General features: G+C 54.4%; 17 protein-coding genes and 1 other RNA gene. 11 read left to right on the forward strand and 7 right to left on the reverse strand.

The genetic code is table 11. The features are described 5' to 3' along the window. Positions 1–10 precede the first annotated feature (10 nt). The 3 genes from hemP to ABLU67_RS22150 all read right to left on the reverse strand — a co-directional run bounded on the left by hemP (position 11) and on the right by ABLU67_RS22150 (position 2,389). Positions 11–190, reverse strand: coding sequence for a hemin uptake protein HemP (hemP, locus tag ABLU67_RS22140; RefSeq protein WP_160741222.1), 180 nt, complete (start codon positions 188–190; stop codon positions 11–13). 165 nt (positions 191–355) lie between these two features. Further along, positions 356–1,402, reverse strand: a complete 1,047-nt coding sequence (aroH, locus tag ABLU67_RS22145; protein ID WP_185220051.1) for a 3-deoxy-7-phosphoheptulonate synthase AroH — start codon at positions 1,400–1,402, stop codon at positions 356–358. A gap of 153 nt (positions 1,403–1,555) precedes the next feature. Continuing rightward, complete coding sequence (locus tag ABLU67_RS22150) at positions 1,556–2,389, reverse strand: pyruvate, water dikinase regulatory protein (protein WP_004851771.1); 834 nt, start codon at positions 2,387–2,389, stop codon at positions 1,556–1,558. A gap of 342 nt (positions 2,390–2,731) precedes the next feature. Between ABLU67_RS22150 and ppsA the strand changes: the two genes are divergently transcribed. Continuing rightward, positions 2,732–5,110: a phosphoenolpyruvate synthase gene (gene ppsA / locus ABLU67_RS22155; protein ID WP_014229722.1), complete on the forward strand. Its 2,379-nt coding sequence runs from the start codon at positions 2,732–2,734 to the stop codon at positions 5,108–5,110. Positions 5,111–5,193: 83 nt separating this feature from the next. Here ppsA and rprA read toward each other — a convergent pair. Both rprA and ydiK read right to left on the reverse strand, forming a co-directional pair. Beyond that, an RNA gene (rprA, locus tag ABLU67_RS22160) (antisense sRNA RprA) lies at positions 5,194–5,301 on the reverse strand. 212 nt (positions 5,302–5,513) lie between these two features. Beyond that, positions 5,514–6,635: an AI-2E family transporter YdiK gene (gene ydiK, locus ABLU67_RS22165; protein ID WP_032749896.1), complete on the reverse strand. Its 1,122-nt coding sequence runs from the start codon at positions 6,633–6,635 to the stop codon at positions 5,514–5,516. Positions 6,636–6,838: 203 nt separating this feature from the next. On the opposite strand from ydiK, the gene ABLU67_RS22170 reads away from it, so the two are divergent. The 3 genes from ABLU67_RS22170 (at position 6,839) to ABLU67_RS22180 (ending at position 10,839) form a co-directional block, all read left to right on the forward strand. After that, positions 6,839–9,895, forward strand: a complete 3,057-nt coding sequence (locus tag ABLU67_RS22170) for an FAD-binding and (Fe-S)-binding domain-containing protein (RefSeq protein ID WP_200914218.1) — start codon at positions 6,839–6,841, stop codon at positions 9,893–9,895. Next, positions 9,892–10,302 carry a 1,4-dihydroxy-2-naphthoyl-CoA hydrolase gene (gene menI, locus ABLU67_RS22175; RefSeq protein ID WP_032749885.1) on the forward strand — a complete coding sequence of 137 codons (411 nt, stop codon included), beginning with the start codon at positions 9,892–9,894 and terminating at the stop codon, positions 10,300–10,302. Before ABLU67_RS22170 ends, menI begins: the two co-directional genes overlap by 4 nt. A 288-nt stretch (positions 10,303–10,590) precedes the next feature. Next, positions 10,591–10,839: a GlsB/YeaQ/YmgE family stress response membrane protein gene (locus ABLU67_RS22180; RefSeq protein ID WP_004102935.1), complete on the forward strand. Its 249-nt coding sequence runs from the start codon at positions 10,591–10,593 to the stop codon at positions 10,837–10,839. A gap of 535 nt (positions 10,840–11,374) precedes the next feature. Here the strand turns inward: ABLU67_RS22180 and ABLU67_RS22185 are convergent. Continuing rightward, entirely contained in the window at positions 11,375–12,004 is a 630-nt protein-coding gene (locus tag ABLU67_RS22185) for a helix-turn-helix domain-containing protein (RefSeq protein WP_064405830.1), read from the reverse strand. Positions 12,005–12,082: 78 nt separating this feature from the next. After that, entirely contained in the window at positions 12,083–12,742 is a 660-nt protein-coding gene (locus ABLU67_RS22190; RefSeq protein ID WP_025108217.1) for a winged helix-turn-helix transcriptional regulator, read from the reverse strand. A 433-nt stretch (positions 12,743–13,175) separates the two neighbouring features. On the opposite strand from ABLU67_RS22190, the gene ABLU67_RS22195 reads away from it, so the two are divergent. The 7 genes from ABLU67_RS22195 (at position 13,176) to sufB (ending at position 20,808) form a co-directional block, all read left to right on the forward strand. After that, complete coding sequence (locus ABLU67_RS22195) at positions 13,176–13,706, forward strand: fimbrial protein (RefSeq protein WP_025108216.1); 531 nt, start codon at positions 13,176–13,178, stop codon at positions 13,704–13,706. Positions 13,707–13,763: 57 nt separating this feature from the next. After that, positions 13,764–14,441, forward strand: a complete 678-nt coding sequence (locus tag ABLU67_RS22200) for a molecular chaperone (RefSeq protein ID WP_025108215.1) — start codon at positions 13,764–13,766, stop codon at positions 14,439–14,441. A 43-nt stretch (positions 14,442–14,484) separates the two neighbouring features. Then, entirely contained in the window at positions 14,485–17,022 is a 2,538-nt protein-coding gene (locus ABLU67_RS22205; RefSeq protein WP_148851218.1) for a fimbria/pilus outer membrane usher protein, read from the forward strand. A gap of 2 nt (positions 17,023–17,024) precedes the next feature. Continuing rightward, positions 17,025–17,972, forward strand: a complete 948-nt coding sequence (locus ABLU67_RS22210) for a fimbrial protein (protein ID WP_025108213.1) — start codon at positions 17,025–17,027, stop codon at positions 17,970–17,972. Positions 17,973–17,983: 11 nt separating this feature from the next. Further along, positions 17,984–18,496, forward strand: coding sequence for a fimbrial protein (locus ABLU67_RS22215; RefSeq protein WP_025108212.1), 513 nt, complete (start codon positions 17,984–17,986; stop codon positions 18,494–18,496). Positions 18,497–18,940: 444 nt separating this feature from the next. Next, a complete protein-coding gene (sufA, locus tag ABLU67_RS22220; protein WP_004119171.1) occupies positions 18,941–19,318 on the forward strand; it encodes a Fe-S cluster assembly scaffold SufA in 378 nt (125 codons plus the stop codon). Between the two features lie 2 nt (positions 19,319–19,320). Further along, complete coding sequence (sufB, locus tag ABLU67_RS22225) at positions 19,321–20,808, forward strand: Fe-S cluster assembly protein SufB (protein ID WP_049082325.1); 1,488 nt, start codon at positions 19,321–19,323, stop codon at positions 20,806–20,808. The last annotated feature ends 2 nt before the right edge of the window (positions 20,809–20,810 follow it).

Raw genomic sequence — 20,810 nt, forward strand, 5'->3', positions numbered from 1 at the left:
GCGGGGATAATTATTTGGTCAGGATCAGCTTACCCGAATGGGTCTGACGCAGCAGGTAGCGCTGACCGCGATGTTCAATCACCACCCGTCCCTCGCTGCCTAATAATGTCCGGCTGCTTATCTCTTTGTCCGTCGGAACCGGATACGGGGCATTGTCTGTTGTTTTTTCTGCTGTGGCAGTGTTATCCATACGCGTCATAGCACTAAAAATAAAAATCAAGGCAACAATGATAATCATTATCAATAATGTTGTTTTTCACGCAAGCTTTATTTAGCGGATTACCAGATTTAGCAGGTGTCGGGCCGGTCGGTGGCGGAAAATCGCTCCCCACCGCGCGTACGGTGGGGAGGGGAACTACAGGCGGGTGGCGGTGGCGGCGGCTAATTCATCCAGCAGCCGTTCGCTATCGTCCCAGCTCAGGCAGGGATCGGTAATCGATTGTCCCCAGGTCAGCGGCTGGCCCGCGACGACCTTCTGCGTGCCTTCCTGAAGGAAACTCTCGGCCATGATCCCGGCGATGGCGGTCGAGCCGGCGCGGATCTGCTGGCAGATGTCGGCGCAAACGTCCAGCTGACGGCGGTGCTGTTTCTGGCAATTGCCGTGGCTAAAATCCACCACCAGCTGTTCCGGCAGGTCGAACTCCGCCAGCGCTTCCCCGGCGGCGGCGATATCGGCGGCGTGGTAATTCGGCTTTTTACCGCCGCGCATAATGATATGGCCGTACGGATTGCCGCTGGTCTGGTAGATGGTCATCTGTCCCTGCTTATCCGGCGACAGGAACATATGGCTGGCGCGGGAAGCGCGGATCGCATCAACGGCGATACGGGTATTGCCATCGGTACCGTTCTTAAAGCCTACCGGGCACGAGAGCGCCGAGGCCATTTCGCGGTGGATCTGGCTCTCGGTCGTACGCGCGCCGATAGCGCCCCAGCTTATCAGGTCGGCAATAAACTGCCCGGTCACCATATCGAGAAACTCGGTGGCGGTCGGCACGCCCAGTTCATTGATCTGCAGCAGCAAGCTACGCGCCAGCTCAAGGCCGTGATTCACCCGATAGCTGCCGTTCAGGTCGGGGTCGGAGATCAGCCCCTTCCAGCCAACCACCGTACGCGGCTTCTCAAAATAGGTACGCATCACGATTTCCAGCTGCGGCTGGTAACGTTCGCGCATACCCTGCAGGCGGCGCGCATACTCCATCGCCGCATCAATATCGTGAATGGAACAGGGGCCGATCACCACCAGCAGGCGGCGATCTTCACCGTTGAGGATTTTCTCGATTCGGCGGCGTGAGGCGGAAACGTGTGCGGCAACGTCGGCAGACACTGGATGCCGCTGAGCCAGTTCCGCAGGCGTTACCAGGCTTTCAATGCGCGCGGTACGCAATTCGTCTGTTTTATTCATTGGGGTCTCAAAATCTGTTTCTTCCGCGGCGAAAATGCCGGGAAGTGATGCGCATCACGATAAACCAATCCCCGCTTATTGCAAGAGCAGGGCATGATCCTGTATAGGGCTCAGGTGATAGCATAAACAAATTTTTAATAATGTACTAGTCTGTTAGTACATTCTGCGGCTTAACCCCATAATATCCATGATTTTGGTAGCGATCTCTTCCACGGAATAGTTGGTACTGTTCAGGCAAGGTATCTTGTTTTTGCGGTAAAGCGCCTCGACTTCGGTCACTTCCATCCGGCACTGGCGCATGGAAGCATAGCGGCTGTTTTCCCGCCGCTCTTCGCGGATGGCCGCCAGGCGCTCCGGATTGATCGTTAAGCCGAAGAGTTTGTGCTGTAGCGGCTTAAGCGAAGCCGGAAGAATCAGGTTGTCCATATCATCGGCGATAAACGGGTAGTTAGCGGCGCGGATACCGTACTGCATCGCCAGATACAGACTGGTGGGGGTTTTCCCGCAGCGCGAAACGCCGAGGAGGATCACCTGGGCCTGATCGAGATTACGCAGAGAAATTCCGTCATCGTGGGCAAGGGTGTAGTCGATAGCGGCGATACGCGCGTCGTATTTGTTCAGGTTACCGGGCGTCAGGCCGTGGGTGCGGTGAGCGATTGGCGTCGGATCGAGGCGCAGCTCCTGCTGCAGGGGGGCCACCAGCGCCTGGACGATATCCTGACAAAAGCCTTCGCTTTGTAGGATGATGTCGCGGATTTCCGGCAGCACGATGGAATAGAACACCAGCGGTCGAATGCCGGTCTGCTGGAAAATCGCGTCGATTTGTTCCTTCACGGCGCGCGCGCGGCTAATATTTTCGACAAACGGCAGGGTTACGCTGCTGGTGGCGACCGGGAATTGCGACATGACCGCATGACCCAGAACTTCCGCTGTAATAGCGGTACCGTCGGAAATATAAAATACGTGGCGATCTACAGCACTTTCCATTTTGACCATCCGGTATAATGAGTTTAATTGTCTGAAAGCTGATATTAAATTTAAGCATAACGCTCCAGGCTTTGTCTCATATTTAAAAAATGAAACGCTATTTTTATTTTTAATGAAAAGGTGAGTTCATTTTTCGCAACTGCGTATCTTTTGTATCAAATTTCATCAGATTTCTGAAGAATCATTAGCTTAGCTATATCTGGCAAAGAATCCTAAAAACGAAAAAATAATTTGCTTGAACGATTCACCGTTTCTTTCAGCTGGATAAATATGTCAGGATAAATCTCGTAGTCGATCGTGAATTATTTATCACTGGTATTAAATCACAAAAGGATTGTCTCGATGTCCAACAATGGCTCGTCACCGCTGGTGCTTTGGTATAACCAACTCGGCATGAATGATGTAGACAGGGTTGGGGGCAAAAATGCCTCCCTTGGTGAAATGATTACAAATCTGTCGGGTATGGGCGTGTCCGTACCGAACGGGTTTGCCACCACCGCTGATGCCTTTAATCAGTTTTTGGACCAAAGCGGTGTTAACCAGCGCATTTATGAACTGCTGGATGAAACCGACATTGACGACGTTTCCGCATTAGCGAAAGCGGGCGCACAGATCCGTCAGTGGATCATTGATACGCCGTTCCAGAGCGAACTGGAAAATGCGATTCGCGATGCCTATACCCAGCTGTCCGCCGATGACGCTGAGGCCTCCTTTGCCGTGCGCTCCTCCGCGACGGCGGAAGATATGCCGGACGCCTCCTTCGCCGGTCAGCAGGAGACATTCCTTAACGTGCAGGGCTTTGACGCCGTGCTCGTCGCGGTGAAGCACGTGTTTGCTTCGCTGTTTAACGATCGCGCCATTTCCTACCGCGTGCATCAGGGATACGATCACCGCGGGGTGGCGCTCTCCGCCGGGGTGCAGAGGATGGTGCGCTCCGATCTGGCCTCGTCCGGCGTGATGTTCTCCATCGATACCGAATCCGGTTTTGATCAGGTGGTGTTTATCACCTCCGCCTGGGGGCTCGGCGAGATGGTGGTGCAGGGGGCGGTGAACCCCGATGAGTTCTACGTCCATAAACCCACGCTGGAAGCGGGCCGGCCGGCAATCGTACGCCGCACCATGGGGTCGAAAAAGATCCGCATGGTTTACGCCCCTACCCAGGAGCACGGCAAGCAGGTGCGTATCGAAGACGTGCCGCAGGCGCAGCGCGACGTCTTCTCGTTAACCGACGCGGAAGTGCAGGAGCTGGCGCAGCAAGCGGTTCAAATCGAGAAGCACTACAACCGTCCGATGGATATCGAATGGGCGAAAGATGGGCATACCGGTAAGCTGTTTATCGTGCAGGCGCGTCCGGAGACCGTCCGTTCCCGCGGCCAGGTGATGGAGCGCTATACCCTCCATGCGCAAGGACAGATTATTTCGGAAGGGCGCGCGATCGGCCATCGTATCGGCGCGGGTCCGGTGAAGGTCATTCACGATATCAGCGAAATGAACCGCATCGAGCCCGGCGACGTGCTGGTGACCGACATGACCGACCCGGACTGGGAGCCGATCATGAAAAAGGCGGCGGCGATCGTCACCAACCGCGGCGGGCGTACCTGTCATGCGGCGATTATCGCGCGTGAGCTGGGGATCCCTGCGGTAGTGGGCTGCGGTAACGCCACCGATCGCATCCAGGAAAACCAGAATGTGACCGTCTCCTGCGCCGAGGGCGATACCGGCTACGTGTATGCCGAAATCCTCGACTTCAGCGTCAAGAGCTCCACCGTTGGCGATATGCCGGATCTGCCGCTGAAGATCATGATGAACGTCGGTAACCCGGACCGCGCCTTCGACTTTGCCTGCCTGCCGAACGAAGGCGTGGGCCTGGCGCGTCTGGAGTTCATCATCAACCGTATGATTGGCGTCCACCCGCGCGCGCTGCTGGAGTTCGACGATCAGGAGCCGGGGCTGCAGAATGAAATCCGCGAGCTGATGAAAGGCTACGACTCGCCGAAAGAGTTCTACGTCGGTCGCCTGACCGAAGGGATCTCCACCCTTGGTGCGGCATTTTTCCCGAAACGGGTGATTGTGCGTCTTTCCGACTTTAAGTCTAACGAATACGCCAACCTGGTCGGCGGCGAACGTTACGAGCCAGAAGAAGAGAACCCGATGCTGGGCTTCCGCGGGGCCGGCCGCTATGTGTCAGAAAGCTTCCGCGACTGCTTCGCGCTGGAGTGTGAAGCGGTTAAGCGGGTGCGTAACGACATGGGCCTGACCAACGTCGAAATCATGGTGCCGTTTGTCCGGACCGTCGCGCAGGCAAAAGCGGTGGTTGAAGAGCTGGAACGCCAGGGCCTCAAGCGCGGCGAAAACGGCCTGAAGCTGATTATGATGTGTGAAATCCCATCGAATGCGCTGCTGGCTGAACAGTTCCTCGAATACTTCGACGGCTTCTCTATTGGTTCTAACGACATGACGCAGCTGGCGCTGGGGCTGGATCGCGACTCCGGCGTGGTCTCCGAGCTGTTCGATGAGCGTAACGACGCGGTGAAAGCGCTGCTGTCGATGGCCATCCGCGCGGCGAAGAAGCAGGGCAAGTACGTCGGTATCTGCGGACAGGGTCCGTCTGACCATGAAGATTTTGCCGCCTGGCTGATGGAAGAGGGGATCGATAGCCTTTCCCTGAACCCGGACACGGTCGTGCAAACCTGGCTCGGCCTGGCGGAGCTGAATAAGTAAGTTCTCGCTAAAACAGGCAACTGGATACTCCCCGTCAGCTCAGCAGTGGCGGGGATTTTTTGTTTTTGGGGAACAGAAAACGGACAAAAAAAAGCCCATCGTGGGAGATGGGCAAAGACTACACACAGCAATTCGTTGTTTCACTCAGGGGATTTCCATGCTTATAAATCAATGCGTTGATTTATAACCGTGAGCTAATACTAGGCACTGAGGCTTTTTGCGTCGATCGGATTCCTCTCAATAGTTAAATTAAGGTAAAGAATCTGCGAAGCAAATGCGGTTAGCAGGCAGCGGGTGGTGGAATGACGTGAAAGATAGATTAGGATTTCTTAAGCTTTAAGGCTGTCGTGCCCGACATTGATAGGGACAGAGGGGCAAAAGGCGGGTTTCCCCGCCTTTTCACTTACTTATCCTGAGCGGCTCGGGTATTGAGCTCGCTCAGCTCCTCAAGCACCAGGTCGGGGTCCTTCGGCGGCGGCGGCGCTTCGTTAACCCACGCATCGTACAGTCGCCAGGAGACCGCCAGCAGCACCGGACCGATAAACAGCCCAATCATGCCGAACGCCACCAGGCCGCCGATAACGCCGGAAAGGATCAGAATCATCGGCAGGTCGGCGCCCATACGAATCAACAGCGGACGGATAAAGTTATCCATGGTGCCGACAACGCAGCTCCAGACCAGCAGTACGGTGCCCCATGTGGTATCACCGCTCCAGTACAGCCAGATAATTGACGGTACCAGAACCAGCAAAGGACCCAGCTGCACAAGGCAGGTAAAGATCATCACCACGGTGAGCAGCGCGGCGTAAGGCACGCCGCTGACCGCAAGGCCAATACCGCCAAGCACCGCCTGGGCCAGGGCGGTGACGACCACCCCCAGCGCCACGGCGCGAATCGCCTGGCCGGCGAGGATCACCGCCGCATCGCCGCGTTTGGCCGCCAGACGGGTGGCAAAGTGGCGGAACCCATACGCAACCTGTTCGCCTCGCCAGTACAGCAAGGCGCTAAACAGCAGCATGAGTCCGCAGTAGACCAGCAGCTTGCCGATGTGCGCCGCCTGGCCAACAAACCATGTGGTGGTGGTGCCGAGATAGGGGCGAATTTTGACCATAATCGCCGTTCCCCCCATCTCCAGTAAATTGTGCCAGCCGGTATACAGCTTATCGCCAATCAGCGGAACGCTATTTAGCCACGCCAGATCCGGCGGCGTAAAGTTACCGCTGGTAATCACTTTTATTAATGGCGTGCTGTTATCCACCAGGCTGTTGACCAGCAGCGCAATAGGGATAACGAACAGTAAAAAGAGCAGCAGCGTCATCACCAGCACCGCCAGCGCGCGCTTGCCGAACAGCAGGCGCTGCAGGCGCAAAAGCACCGGCCAGGTGGCGATAACCACGGTACCGGCCCAGGCAAATGACAGGATAAATGGCTGAACGACCCACAGGCAGGAAATAATAATCAGGGACAAAAACAGCACCGACAGCAGAACTTGCGGTATGTCCCGGGGCTGATTGGGGTTAATCATGATAAAGTTTTACCTTTGCAGTCGCGTCACAAGGCTGACGCAGCGTAATTCCATGTACTGATAATAATATCAATATCTTCGCGCGCCTGATTTTGCCCTTAATTCTGGCGGGCGCATATGAAAAAAATGTGATAAAAAGTTGTGTGCACTACGCAAACGTTTAATCACTTACAACACAACATAGTCAGGCAGGGTCGAGCGTCATGATCCCACAGATTTCTCAAGCGCCAGGTGTCGTTCAGCTGGTGCTGAATTTTTTGCAGGTACTGGAGCAACAAGGTTTTACCGGTGATACCGCCACCAGCTACGCCGACAGGCTAACGATGGCGACTGATAACAGTGTATATCAACTGTTGCCGGATGCGGTTTTATTCCCCCGCTCCACGGCAGACGTCGCTCTGCTGGCAAGACTGGCTGCGGAAGAACGTTTTAAATCACTGATCTTTACCCCGCGCGGGGGCGGTACCGGCACCAACGGTCAGGCGCTCAACGCCGGGATCATCGTCGATATGTCCCGCTATATGAACCGCATTATTGAAATCAACCCCGAAGAAGGGTGGGTGCGGGTGGAAGCCGGGGTCATTAAAGATCAGCTCAATCAGTTCCTTAAACCGTACGGCTACTTTTTTGCGCCGGAACTGTCGACCAGCAACCGCGCCACGCTTGGCGGGATGATCAACACCGATGCTTCCGGGCAGGGCTCGCTGGTCTACGGGAAAACCTCCGATCACGTGCTCGGCGTGCGCTCGGTGCTGATCGGCGGCGACATTCTGGATACGCAGCCGATTCCGGCGGCGCTGGCGGAAACGCTGGGCGCAGAACAGTCGGCGATCGGGCGTATTTACCGCACGGTCTATCAGCGCTGCAAAGCGCAGCGGCAGCTGGTTATCGATAAATTCCCCAAACTTAACCGCTTCCTGACGGGCTACGATTTACGCCACGTCTTTAATGACGAGATGAGCGAATTCGATCTGACCCGCATACTGACCGGTTCAGAAGGGACGCTGGCGTTTATTACCGAAGCGCGGCTGGATATTACCCGCTTACCGAAAGTACGCCGCCTGGTTAACGTTAAGTACGATTCCTTTAACTCCGCGCTGCGCAACGCGCCGTTTATGGTCGAAGCGAAGGCGCTGTCGGTCGAAACCGTCGACTCAAAAGTGCTGAATCTGGCACGGGAAGATATTGTCTGGCATTCGGTCAGCGAGCTCATTACCGACGTTGCGGATAAAGAGATGCTGGGGCTGAATATCGTTGAGTTCGCCGGTGATGACGCCGAACTGATCGACGGCCAGGTGACAACCCTGTGCCAGCGCCTGGATGAGCTGATGGCGCGCGGCGAAGCGGGCGTTATCGGCTGGCAGGTTTGCCACGATCTGGACGGCGTTGAGCGCATCTACGCGATGCGGAAAAAAGCCGTTGGCCTGCTGGGGAATGCCAAAGGGGCCGCTAAACCGATACCCTTCGCCGAAGATACCTGCGTGCCGCCGGAGCATCTGGCCGACTATATTGTGGAATTTCGCGCGCTGCTTGACGGTCATGGCCTGAGCTACGGCATGTTTGGCCATGTGGATGCCGGCGTGCTGCACGTGCGGCCGGCGCTGGATATGTGCGATCCGCAGCAAGAGATGCTGATGAAGCGCATCTCCGATGACGTCGTAGCCTTAACCGCCAAGTATGGCGGCCTTCTGTGGGGGGAACACGGGAAAGGCTTCCGCGCCGAATATAGCCCAGCGTTCTTTGGGGCAGAACTGTTTGGCGAGCTGCGCAAGATTAAAGCCGCGTTTGACCCGGATAACCGTCTGAACCCCGGTAAAATATGCCCGCCGGAAGGCGTGGATGCGCCGATGATGAAGGTGGATGCGGTTAAGCGCGGGACCTTCGATCGGCAGATCCCCATTGCCGTGCGCAGCTCGTGGCGCGGCGCGATGGAGTGTAATGGCAACGGTCTGTGCTTCAACTTTGATGCCAAAAGCCCGATGTGTCCGTCGATGAAGGTCAGCAACCACCGTATTCACTCGCCGAAGGGGCGGGCCACGCTGGTGCGAGAATGGCTGCGCCTGCTGGCGGATCGCGGCGTCGACCCCAATCAGCTGGAAAAAGATCTGCCGGAAAAACGCGCCAGCCTGCGTACCCTGGTGGAGCGCACCCGCAATAGCTGGCACGCGCGTAAGGGAGAGTACGATTTCTCGCATGAGGTCAAGGAGGCGATGTCCGGCTGTCTGGCCTGTAAAGCCTGCTCGACCCAGTGCCCGATTAAGATCGACGTTCCGGAGTTCCGGTCGCGTTTCCTCCAGCTTTACCACAGCCGCTACCTGCGGCCGGTCCGCGATCATCTGGTGGCGGCGGTTGAATCCTACGCGCCGCTGATGGCGCATGCGCCGAAGACGTTCAACTTCTTTATTAATCAGCCGTGGATGCGCAAGCTATCGGAAAAGCATATCGGTATGGTCGATCTCCCGCTGCTCTCCGTCCCGTCGCTGAAGCAGCAGATGGTCGGTCATCGTTCGGCGAATACCACGCTGGAGCAGCTGGAAGCGCTGAGCGCAGAGCAGAAAGCGAAAAGGGTGCTGGTGGTTCAGGATCCGTTTACCAGCTATTACGATGCGCAGGTGGTTGCCGATTTTGTTCAACTGGTCGAAAAGCTAGGCTACCAGCCGGTGCTGCTGCCGTTTTCGCCAAACGGTAAAGCCCAGCATATTAAGGGCTTCCTGACGCGATTCGCGCGCACCGCGCAGAAAACCGCCGATTTCCTGAACCGGGTGGCCCAGCTCGGCATGCCGATGGTGGGGGTCGATCCGGCGCTGGTGCTCTGCTATCGCGATGAATACAACCAGGTGCTCGGCGACAAGCGCGGCGATTTCCGCGTGATGCTGGTGCATGAGTGGCTGCCGCAGGCGCTGTCGGCAACCGCTGCGCAGGAGCAGGGCGGCGAGTCGTGGTATCTGTTTGGCCATTGTACCGAGGTCACGGCGCTTCCCGCTTCCACCAAACAGTGGGCGGATATCTTCGCGCGTTTTGGCGCGAAGCTGGAAAACGTTAACGTGGGCTGCTGCGGCATGGCCGGTACCTACGGTCATGAAGTGAAGAACCACGCCAACTCGCTGGCTATCTACGCGCTCTCCTGGCAGCAGGCGATGCAGCGCCTGCCGCGTAATCGTTGTCTGGTCACCGGCTACTCCTGTCGTAGCCAGGTGAAGCGTATTGAAGGCAGCGGCGTACGCCATCCGCTGCAGGCGCTACTGGAGATTATGGGATGATTTGGAAACGTCAGAGCACCCTGGAACAGCTGAACGCCATGGGCGACGGGAATATGGTCGGCCTGCTGGATATTCGCTTCGAGGCCCTTACCGATGACGCCATCGAGGCCACCATGCCGGTAGATAGCCGCACCCATCAGCCGTTTGGGCTGCTGCACGGCGGCGCGTCGGTGGTATTAGCGGAAACTTTAGGCTCGGTGGCCGGCTATCTGTGCAGCGAAGGCGAGCAGAAGGTGGTGGGGCTGGAGGTCAATGCTAACCATATCCGTTCGGTTCGCAGCGGAAGGGTTCGCGGCGTGTGCCGCGCGCTGCACGTCGGCTCCCGTCATCAGGTGTGGCAAATCGACATCTCTGATGAACAAGGGCGCCTTTGCTGTTCGTCGCGGCTGACAACCGCAGTCATCTAAGTTAGCAAGGGGGAAATTTCCCCCTTGCTGCTTTTGTATTCCGCTTCCAGTTGCACTTTTAATAAGAAAAATCCTGGCTTATTGCTGCCTCTCCCGAGGTTTTAATTATTCACGATGCGATACTTCCGCTTGCTGATTATTTGCCCGGTACGCGTTCAGGGCGTAGACCATTATCCCCGTGCTGACAAGTCTATGTATGCTAAATATAATTTTATGAAACATCATTAATATTTATGCTAATCTTTCTATACCAGATATTTACAAGGTAACAAGAGGACGGAGTTAGCTATGGGTATCATTTCATGGATCATTTTTGGGCTTATTGCCGGTATTTTAGCCAAGTGGATTATGCCGGGGAAAGACGGCGGCGGATTTATCGTTACCGTAATTCTGGGTGTCATCGGTGCAGTTGTCGGGGGTTGGATTAGTACTTTCTTCGGCTTTGGCCGTGTAGATGGTTTTAATTTCGGCAGCTTTGTCGTGGCGGTGATTGGTGCGCTGGTTGTCCTGTTTATCTACAGGAAGATCAGGAGCTAATTCGCTCTTCGTATCAGTAACGCCATAAAGTGAAGAGGCTGCCACCATCGTTGGCAGCCTTTTTAATATTCGCACCATGCCCGACAGGGCAATATCCCCTCTCTGAACGCTTATCCCGGAATACGCTGGCAGGTCAGGCCGCGCGGGGGAACGGTACGATTTCGATTTGGATCGGGTTCGTAGCGAATAGACTGGCCTGTCCGGCGACGGCGAGTCGTACTGATTTTACGGGGGGGAAGAGGTTAATCGAGCAACACGCTAATAATTAACAACACGACCATACACATCGACATGACATCTGTTTCTATATCCATAATTCAGTACTACACAGGTTCCCGAACGGTCGCCAGGGCGACATTGCGTAAAAGATGAAGGAAATTTAGCAGCGCATTCTACATGAGCCAGTCAGCAGTGAATAAATCTTTATTTCTGTGAAATGACAATACTTATAATGAAAACGAATAGAATTTGTTGCATGAATGCATTTCGGCGCGCAGGCCGGATCGCGAGAGGGCCGAAAGCCCAATCCGCATAATCAGTACTTAGCAGGAAGTTTGTTGATTTTTATGAGTTTCCCCTCTTCCATTTCGATAAAACCACCGGTTTTCAGCGCCGCCAGAATGCGCATTACGCCGCTGCGGGAAAGCCGGGTTTTCTCTCTGATATATCTTTCAGCCGTCACGCTGTAGCGATAACCCTCCTCTTCCTCCATGAGCTTGATCAGCTGCTGGCGAATCATCTCGTACGCCGTTGGCGTGCCCTGGGGCATAACGTTATGATAGAGGCGGTTATAGACAAACATCAGCTGTTTAGAGAGCAGTCCCCATAGCGCCTTCTCTCTAATGATTTCCTCGACGCGACGGGTTGTGAGTACGCCAATCTGGCACGGCGTGACGGTTTTAAAATAGTCATCAAAGTAAATGTCCGTCAGGTTAGCGAGGCCGAAAAGGGCGGGACTGAGCGCCGTGGAAAGCATCATATTGTCACTTCTTCGGTATATCGCTATCGTCCCCTCCAGAAGGAGATAACACATCCCCTGACCGTTAACCTGAAGATCAAACTGCTCGCCGCGGCCCGTTCGGTACGTCGTGCAGTAGGGCTGCAAATGAGAAATAAATTCCTGTGCGTAAGGGGAGCCGCGGAAGGGGTGATTTGCAGATGGCATAGTCAGAAAATCCTGAAGGAGATCGGACTTATTATAACCTCGCGCGTATCTCTTGCCACTCCGAAGATACATGAACAATCAATACTTTCGCGGCAGGTGGTGGATGTCAATCAGCACTCCGCGCTCCATGGTAATGTATTTACCCGTTCGTAGCTCTGCGAGGATGCGCATAACGCCGCTGCGGGAAAGATAGGTTCGACTTTTGATATAGGCCGCCGCGGTGATACTTTGCCGGATAGCTTCGGGCTCTTGCATTAATTCAACAAGTTGAAAACGAATGATGTCATAGGCTGACATTTGCGATATTTGCGCGCAGTGCTCATAAACCCGCGATGCGGTATAGATCAGCAGCTTTGAAAAATGCTCCCATAAGTTCTGTTGCGCCACTACGCGATTAAACGTTTCCAGCGAAACGGCCGCAATTTCCGATGTTTCCAGTACCCTGACGTAAAGTCGTTCAGAGGAAAACTGGCTACACACGCCGAGAAGAAATGGCGATGACTCAGAATTTAAAACAATCCCGTCTCCGCGCCGATGCAGCGCGACGCTGCCCTGGATAAGTAAAAAACACTGACGAACGTTATTATCGTAATAATGGACGATCTCCCCTTTCGAGACTATTCGTCTCTCGGCGTACGGCAGGACATTATCAATTAATTTCTCAATGTGCTTAAAGGGTTTTATCTCAAGTACTTCCGCTGGTTCGTTGCCGAATTCAGGAATAATTCTCGTGTTCATAAGATACCTCACTAACTTATGCGATCGTTTTTTGATCGATGTTGGGAATTATCTTAAAAAACAGCATCTCAGGGAATATTGGCGCCGGGTCTAATAATAGACTCGGGTGGATTATGGTTATAATCAATTGATTTTATTGATTTTGTCTCGCCAGTCCAAAAGTAGACCGGGGTCAGTGTGATTAAGTAATTTCTTAATTTGAATGTTTTATTTTTGTTAATTTCGAGTCTACATTTAGACCGCGAAATAGATTGTGCGCTGAAAAAATGTTGTATAAATTTTGTCTCGTCGGCAGGGGTAATCCGGTTTTAATAAAATGAAATAGTGGTGTGATATATACCACTGTTTCCCGGCAATATATTAAAGCAATGGCAAAATGCGTTTATTAAATATTTTGCCTGAATGTAAATAAAGTAAAACAGGATGTGTCGTTATGAAAAAGAAAATTGTTATTGCGATACTTGCAGCAGGTTCTGCATTATCAATGACTCAGGCTTTCGCAGCAGCGGGTACCGTTAATTTTAATGGCAATATTTTGGATGCCGCCTGCGACATCGATGTCGCGTCAAAGGACCAGGTGGTTGTTTTGGGCGATTATTATAAAACTGAATTTCCGGTAGCCGGTTCGAGAACCGCCGCGACGAAATTCGATATTATTTTGAAGAACTGTCCGGTGACGGTTAACAATGCCAAAGTCCGCTTTGATGGCACGCCTGATTTAAGTAACTCCAGCCTGCTGGCTATTGACTCGTCGGTCGCTGGCGCAGCCTCCGGTGTCGCGATTAATCTGATGACGGCGGATAAAGCCGATCTGCCTCTGCACGGCAGCAACGGTTACTCCTACCCGCTCACCAGCACCGCTGATAATACGCTGAATTTCTATGCTCAGTATGTGTCGACCACTGCGACGGTGGTTGCCGGCCCAGCTAACTCGGTCGCGAACTTCTCAGTGGTTTACAACTAAGTTTCTGCAGTAATCAGTAGGGGGCCGGCCCGGCCCCTTTGTTTTAAGAGGTATTAAATGCGTTTTATCAGAACAATTGGCCTGGCGATAACAATGTTAACGCTGGTGCAGGCAACCGCCACTGCCGGGGTAATTATTGGCGGCACGCGGATCATTTTCGATGGTGCAAAAAAAGAAGCGTCAATCAGCGTTAATAATCCTGATGCGACGCCTTATTTAATTCAGTCATGGATAGATGAGCAGGAAGGTGGTTCTGGTAAAGCGCCTTTTATTATTACACCGCCGATGTATCGCCTCGACAGCGGACAAAAAAATATTGAGCGAATTGTCGCGACAGGTTCACTGCCTCAGGCCAAAGAAAGTTTATTCTGGATAAATATTAAAGCGATTCCCTCGGCATCAAAGCAGATGAACTCCCTGCAAATTGCCGTAAAAACGCGTATCAAGCTGATTTATCGTCCCGTTACGCTTCGCGCCTCAACGCCGGAGGAACAGGCAAATAAACTCACCTGGCAAAGAAGCGGCAATGAACTTCAGGTTAATAACCCAACGCCTTACGTCATTAATTTCAATGAAATTACCGTGGGCGGAAAAATGCTTGCCCAGGTGACCTACGTCATGCCGGGTTCGACCACCCGGTTCCGCTTGCCGGACGGGGCCTCCGGCAATGCCCTGACATTTAAAGTTATTAATGACTACGGCAGCCCCGGTCCGTCACATCAAGCCAGTTTGTAATCCCTGAACAAATGGCAAGCCCAGCGTTAAATAGGTAATAGCGATGACAATAAAAAATAATAAGTTGCGACCTGCTCGTCTGGCTACGCTTATCGCCATAGTGTTGACCGGTTTCTCTCCGGAACTGTATGCCAGTGATTCGTTTAATACGGCCCTGGTAGAGCTGGATAATCCCGGCGTGGGCAAAGCGGATTTATCGGCTTTTGAATCGGGCTCTCAGGCGCCGGGAACATACCATGTGGATATTATTCTTGATGACCAGTTAATGGACACCCGGGATATTCCTTTTTCGATGGCAAAGACCGGGGGCGGTAATGAGGTATTGCAGCCCTGTCTGAGCGTGGAACAATTAAAACAGTGGGGAGTGAAAACCGAACTTTTTCCCCAGCTGTCGGTAGAAAATAGTGATTGCGCCAATCTCCAGGCTATTCCGCAAGCCAGCGCTGATTTTCAGTTTGGCGCCCAGCGGCTGGTTATCAGCATTCCCCAGGCGGCGATCGACCTGCCGGCCAGGGGCTATGTACCGCCGGAAATGTGGGATGAGGGGATTACTGCGGCATTGCTCAATTACAGCCTGAGCGGAGCGAACACTCGGGCGAAAACGGGCCAGGGCGGCAGAAGCGACACCCAGTATGCGAACCTGCGTCCGGGGATCAATATAGGGCCGTGGCGTTTTCGCAACTATACCACCTGGTCACGGGAGTCCTCCGGCCAGGATAAATGGGATACCGTTTATACCTACGCGCAGCGGGCCATTATTCCTCTGAAAGCCCAGCTTACCGTTGGTGACAGCTCTGCGCCTGCCGACGTGTTCGACAGTATGCCGTTTCGCGGCGGCCAGCTGGCATCCGATGACGACATGCTGCCGGATTCTCTTAAGGGCTATGCGCCCGTAGTACGTGGCATTGCCCGAACCAATGCGCAGGTCGTGGTGCGCCAGAACGGCTACCAGATCTACCAAAGCTACGTTGCGCCGGGCGCCTTTGAAATCACGGATATGTATCCTACCGGCGGGGCAGGCGATCTCGACGTGACGATTAAGGAAGCCGATGGCAGCGAACAGCACTTCACGCTGCCCTACGCCTCGCTGCCGGTACTGCAGCGGGAAGGCCGGTTCAAATACGCCATCACCGGCGGGCAGTATCGTTCATATAACAGCAGCGTGGATAAAACCCCTTTCGGGCAGGCAACGGCAATTTATGGCCTGCAGCATGGCTTTACCCTCTATGGCGGCCTGCAGGAGTCAAGCAAATATCAGTCGCTGGCATTCGGCGTGGGTAAAAATATGGGGGCGTTAGGCGCTATCTCCACGGATGTCACGCAGGCCTGGTCAACGCCGGATAAAACGGAAAAATCGCGCGGCCAATCCTGGCGAGCGCGATACAGCAAAAACTTCATCGATACCGGGACCAACTTTTCCATTGCGGGATACCGCTATTCCACCAGCGGCTATTACGGGATGCAGGAAGTTCTGGACTCATATGGAGACAGCAGCGCGCTGCAGGACCGCAGGCGTAACCGCGCGGAGCTGACGATGAGCCAGACGCTGAGCCGCGAACTGGGATCGCTAACCCTCAGCGCGGCGAGGGAAGATTACTGGAACTCCGCCAGGTCGATGGCTTCGTGGAGCGTCGGATACAACAACTACTGGCGCAATATCAGCTACGGCCTGACCTGGACATACAGCAAAAATGGCAGCGCGACGTCAAACGACAGCGCGAATAACAGCGCCCACGACCAGCTGCTGGCGTTTAACGTCAGCGTACCGTTGGATAAATTCCTCCCGCAAACGTGGGCCAGCTATGGCATGAACGCCAGCAAGAATGGTGGAACGACGCATAATATCGGCATGAACGGGGTCGCGCTGGAGAACAACTCGCTGAACTGGAACGTCCAGCAGGGTTACGGTACGGATGGCGTGGGTTACACCGGCAATATGAACGGTGACTATAAAGGGACGTACGGCGAAGTGACGGCGGGGTATAGCTACGACAAAAACAGCGAGCGGCTTAATTATGGTCTGCAGGGGGGCGTTATCGCCCACGCCGATGGTATCACGCTTTCCCAACCGCTCGGTGAAACCAATGCCCTGATAAAAGCCCCCGGCGCACACGGCGTGAATATTCGCAACCAACCCGGCGCGCGCACGGACTACCGGGGATATACGGTAGTCAGCAATATTTCCGTCTATCGAAAAAACGACCTGACGCTCGATCCGCAAAATATGCCTGAGGATGTAGAGCTGGAGATAAACACCGACACGGTTACCCCGACGCGAGGCGCGGTGGTGCGCGCCGATTATCTTTCCAAAGTGGGGCGCAGGGTCCTGATGACCTTAACCGACAATAACCGCTTCGTGCCGTTCGGGGCGGTGGTGACGCTTGCGGATGATAATAAGAGCAGCTTTATCGTTGGCGATCGCGGCCAGGTTTTTTTAAGCGGAATGCGCGAGCAGGGGGCGATCTTCGTCACGTGGGGCCGCCAGTCCAGCCAACAGTGCCGTGCTGATTTCAGCCTGCCGAAACAATCAACCTACGCTGGAATAACAGAAGTTAGCGCCAGTTGCCACCAGGAACGTTAAACATGAGATTGATTTACTCTGTTATTTTGCTCGGCTTGATAGCCGGATGGAATAGCGCGCGTGCCGGAACCTGCACCACCATTACCCCGCAGATCTCCACTCTGTCCGTGGGAACGATTACCGTACCGCGTGATGCGCCGGTCGGGACCGTTATTTTTTCGGGGGGCGGGACATATACGGGCTCTTACCTTTCCGGCTGTACTAACCCACTCATGCTGGGTTTCAGCATGCGATATAATAATGCGACGCTGAGCAGCTACGGTAATCACGTTTACAACACTAATATTAGCGGTATTGGTATTCGTTTTTCATCAAACGCTTATTTTGAAAATCCGAGTAATACATTCTCCTATAACGCACAGACCTCTTATGTCGACTGGTACGGCGGTAACATACAGCTGGTGGTGACCGGGCAGGTATCATCAGGCGCATTAACGCCGGGAACGATCGGGGTGGTGACGCTCCAGGGCAGCGACGGCGTCTACCGTGATGGCCTGACCGCAACGCTGACCGATGGGACAATCAACGCCCTGGCCTGCAGTATCACTACGCCTCAGTTGAACTTCATCATTGGCGATATTCCCGCTTCAACGTTCGGCTCGACGGTAGGCACCACGCCCGCTGGCGCGCAGAATACGCAAAATCTGGGGTTAAGCTGCAGCGCCGGCACCAATATCACCGTTTCGCTGAGCGGCGTACAAAATCCCGATAGCGCCAACCCCAGCGTAATGGCATTAACGGGGCAGGGCAGCGCCGGGACGGCAAAAGGCGTCGGCGTGCAGCTTTTATATAATGGCGCGCCGCTGTCCATCAATAGCCCGCTGTTATTAAAACGGTCATCGGGCGGGCAAGAAACGCTGCCGCTGACGGCCCGTTATTATCAGACCTTAACTTCCGTTGAGTCCGGCTCGGCAAATGCGACCGCCACGCTTAATTTGACGTACCAGTAACGGGTGAAAAAATGAAAATACGCCATAAAAAATTGCTTATTCTGACGTTGCTGTGCTGGAACGTTTTTTCTGCCGACAGCGTGACGATGGGGGTGACGGGAAATATTGTCGCCTCGCCCTGTATATTCAATGGGGGAAACAGCAACCTCGATGTCAATCTGGGCGATATTCAGGCAACCAACATGGCCACGCCCGGGTCATCCTCCGACCCTGTGGCCTTTAATTTGCTGTTTACCAACTGTCCGGCGGGAACGCGCAGCGTAACGGCCTCCTTCACCGGCACTCCCGATCCGCTTGCCGGTCCTGACTATTATCTGAATAGCGGTACGGCAACCAACGTGGCGGTAGCGATGAGTGAAGCGGGCAGCGGTGCGCTAAAGGGAACGGGTTCCAGCATCACCCACAATATCGCGGCTGACAGAACCGCAACCCTGGCTATGCAGGCCTCGGTAAAATCGGTGTCAGGCGGTGCGACGCCCGGAAGCGTCAGTGCCGTTGTGGTCATGACGCTGCAGTACAATTAAACGGGCATCCGTTTAGCGATACGCGGTAGCGCCTTGATCGCCGCCATGGCGCTGCCCTTTTGATTTTCGTGGTTATCGCGGTCTTTTTGCCTCATGACCGGGAAAAATAACGTCCGCCATTTCTCCTTTTTACCCGCAGGACGTGATTGTGACTCTTTTGCCCTTCACGGCGGGTTCTGTGCAACGCAAATTCGCTATCTCAAAAATAGGTATTTCCGATGCATATTTTAACTTTCCTGCAATTTCTACCTTTCTGTCACTGAAATGCATTATTAATCAATGCATTGAACAATTTATTCCATCTCCGATATCTCTTCTGTCAGGGTCTATGCTTATAAAAAGCACTGAATGGGGAAATACCCCTTCTCTGGATGGGTTGAAGTGATAATCATTATCACTAACATAGCGATATGGCCCGATGGCGTCAACCTATGAGGTAGAGCGATGAATTCACATGCAGGAACTTTCAATCCCGAAGATTTTAGCTGGCGTGGGCTGGTCATGACCCCAGCCGCCGCCGCCCATATTCGCGATCTGGTCCGCAAACAGCCGGATATGCAGGGGCTGCGGCTTGGCGTTAAAACCAGCGGCTGCGCCGGTTTTGGCTACGTTCTCGAGCTAATTGCTGAACCGGCGAAAGACGATCTGTTATTTGAGCGCGATGGCGCGAAGCTGTGGGCGCCGCTGCAGGCGATGCCGTTTATCGACGGCACCGAGCTTGATTACGTTCGCGAAGGCTTAAATCAAATCTTCAAATTTCATAACCCTAAAGCCCAGCACGAATGCGGCTGCGGCGAAAGTTTTGGCGTTCAGGCGGAGTAACTATGTCTCGTAATACTGAAGCAACTGACGATGTCAAAACCTGGAGCGGCGGGCCACTCAACTATAAAGAGGGCTTTTTCACTCAGCTACGGACCGATGAGCTGGCGAAAGGCATAAATGAAGAGGTGGTCAGGGCGATTTCTGCGCGCCGCAATGAGCCAGAATGGATGCTGGAGTTTCGTCTGAACGCGTTTAAGGCCTGGCAGGCGATGGAAGAGCCGCACTGGCTGAAGGCGCACTACGACAAGCTGAACTATCAGGATTACAGCTATTATTCAGCCCCCTCCTGCGGCAACTGCGATGATACCTGCGTCTCTGAGCCCGGCGCGCTGCAGCAAACGGGGTCCAGCGCGTTTCTGACCAGCGAAGTCGAAGAGGCGTTTAACCTTCTCGGCGTGCCGGTGCGGGAAGGACGGGAAGTGGCCGTCGACGCCATTTTTGACTCGGTTTCGGTGGCGACCACCTATCGCGAAAAGCTGGCGGAACAGGGGATTATTTTCTGTTCCTTCGGCGAAGCGATCCACGATCACCCGGAACTGGTGAAGAAATACCTCGGCACCGTGGTGCCGGGCAACGACAACTTCTTTGCCGCCCTCAACGCGGCGGTGGCGTCCGACGGCACCTTTATCTATGTGCCCAAAGGCGTACGCTGCCCGATGGAGCTGTCGACCTATTTCCGCATCAACGCGGAAAAAACCGGCCAGTTCGAACGCACCATTCTGGTGGCCGACGAAGGCAGCTACGTGAGCTATATCGAAGGCTGTTCGGCGCCGGTACGCGATAGCTACCAGCTGCACGCGGCGGTGGTCGAGGTGATTATTCATAAAGACGCCGAGGTGAAGTACTCCACGGTGCAAAACTGGTTCCCCGGCGACAACAATACCGGCGGGATCCTCAACTTCGTCACCAAGCGCGCCCTGTGCGAAGGCGAGAACAGCAAAATGTCGTGGACCCAGTCGGAAACCGGCTCGGCGATCACCTGGAAGTATCCGAGCTGCATTCTGCGCGGGGATAACTCCATCGGCGAGTTCTTCTCGGTGGCGCTGACCAGCGGCCATCAGCAGGCGGACACCGGCACCAAGATGATCCATATCGGCAAAAACACCCGTTCGACGATTATCTCGAAGGGCATTTCCGCCGGCCACAGCCAGAACAGCTATCGCGGTCTGGTCAAAATCATGCCGACGGCGACAAACGCGCGCAACTTCACCCAGTGTGACTCCATGCTGATTGGCCCGGACAGCGGGGCGCATACCTTCCCGTACGTGGAATGCCGCAACAACAGCGCGCAGCTGGAGCACGAAGCGACCACCTCCCGTATCGGCGAAGATCAGCTGTTCTACTGCCTGCAGCGCGGAATCAGCGAAGACGATGCGATTTCGATGATCGTCAACGGTTTCTGTAAAGACGTCTTCTCAGAGCTGCCGCTGGAGTTTGCCGTAGAAGCGCAAAAATTACTGGCGATTAGCCTTGAACACAGCGTCGGCTGATA

This window comes from Klebsiella sp. GN_Kp190, from assembly GCF_040061795.1.
GTDB classification, from domain to species: Bacteria; Pseudomonadota; Gammaproteobacteria; order Enterobacterales; family Enterobacteriaceae; genus Klebsiella; species Klebsiella michiganensis.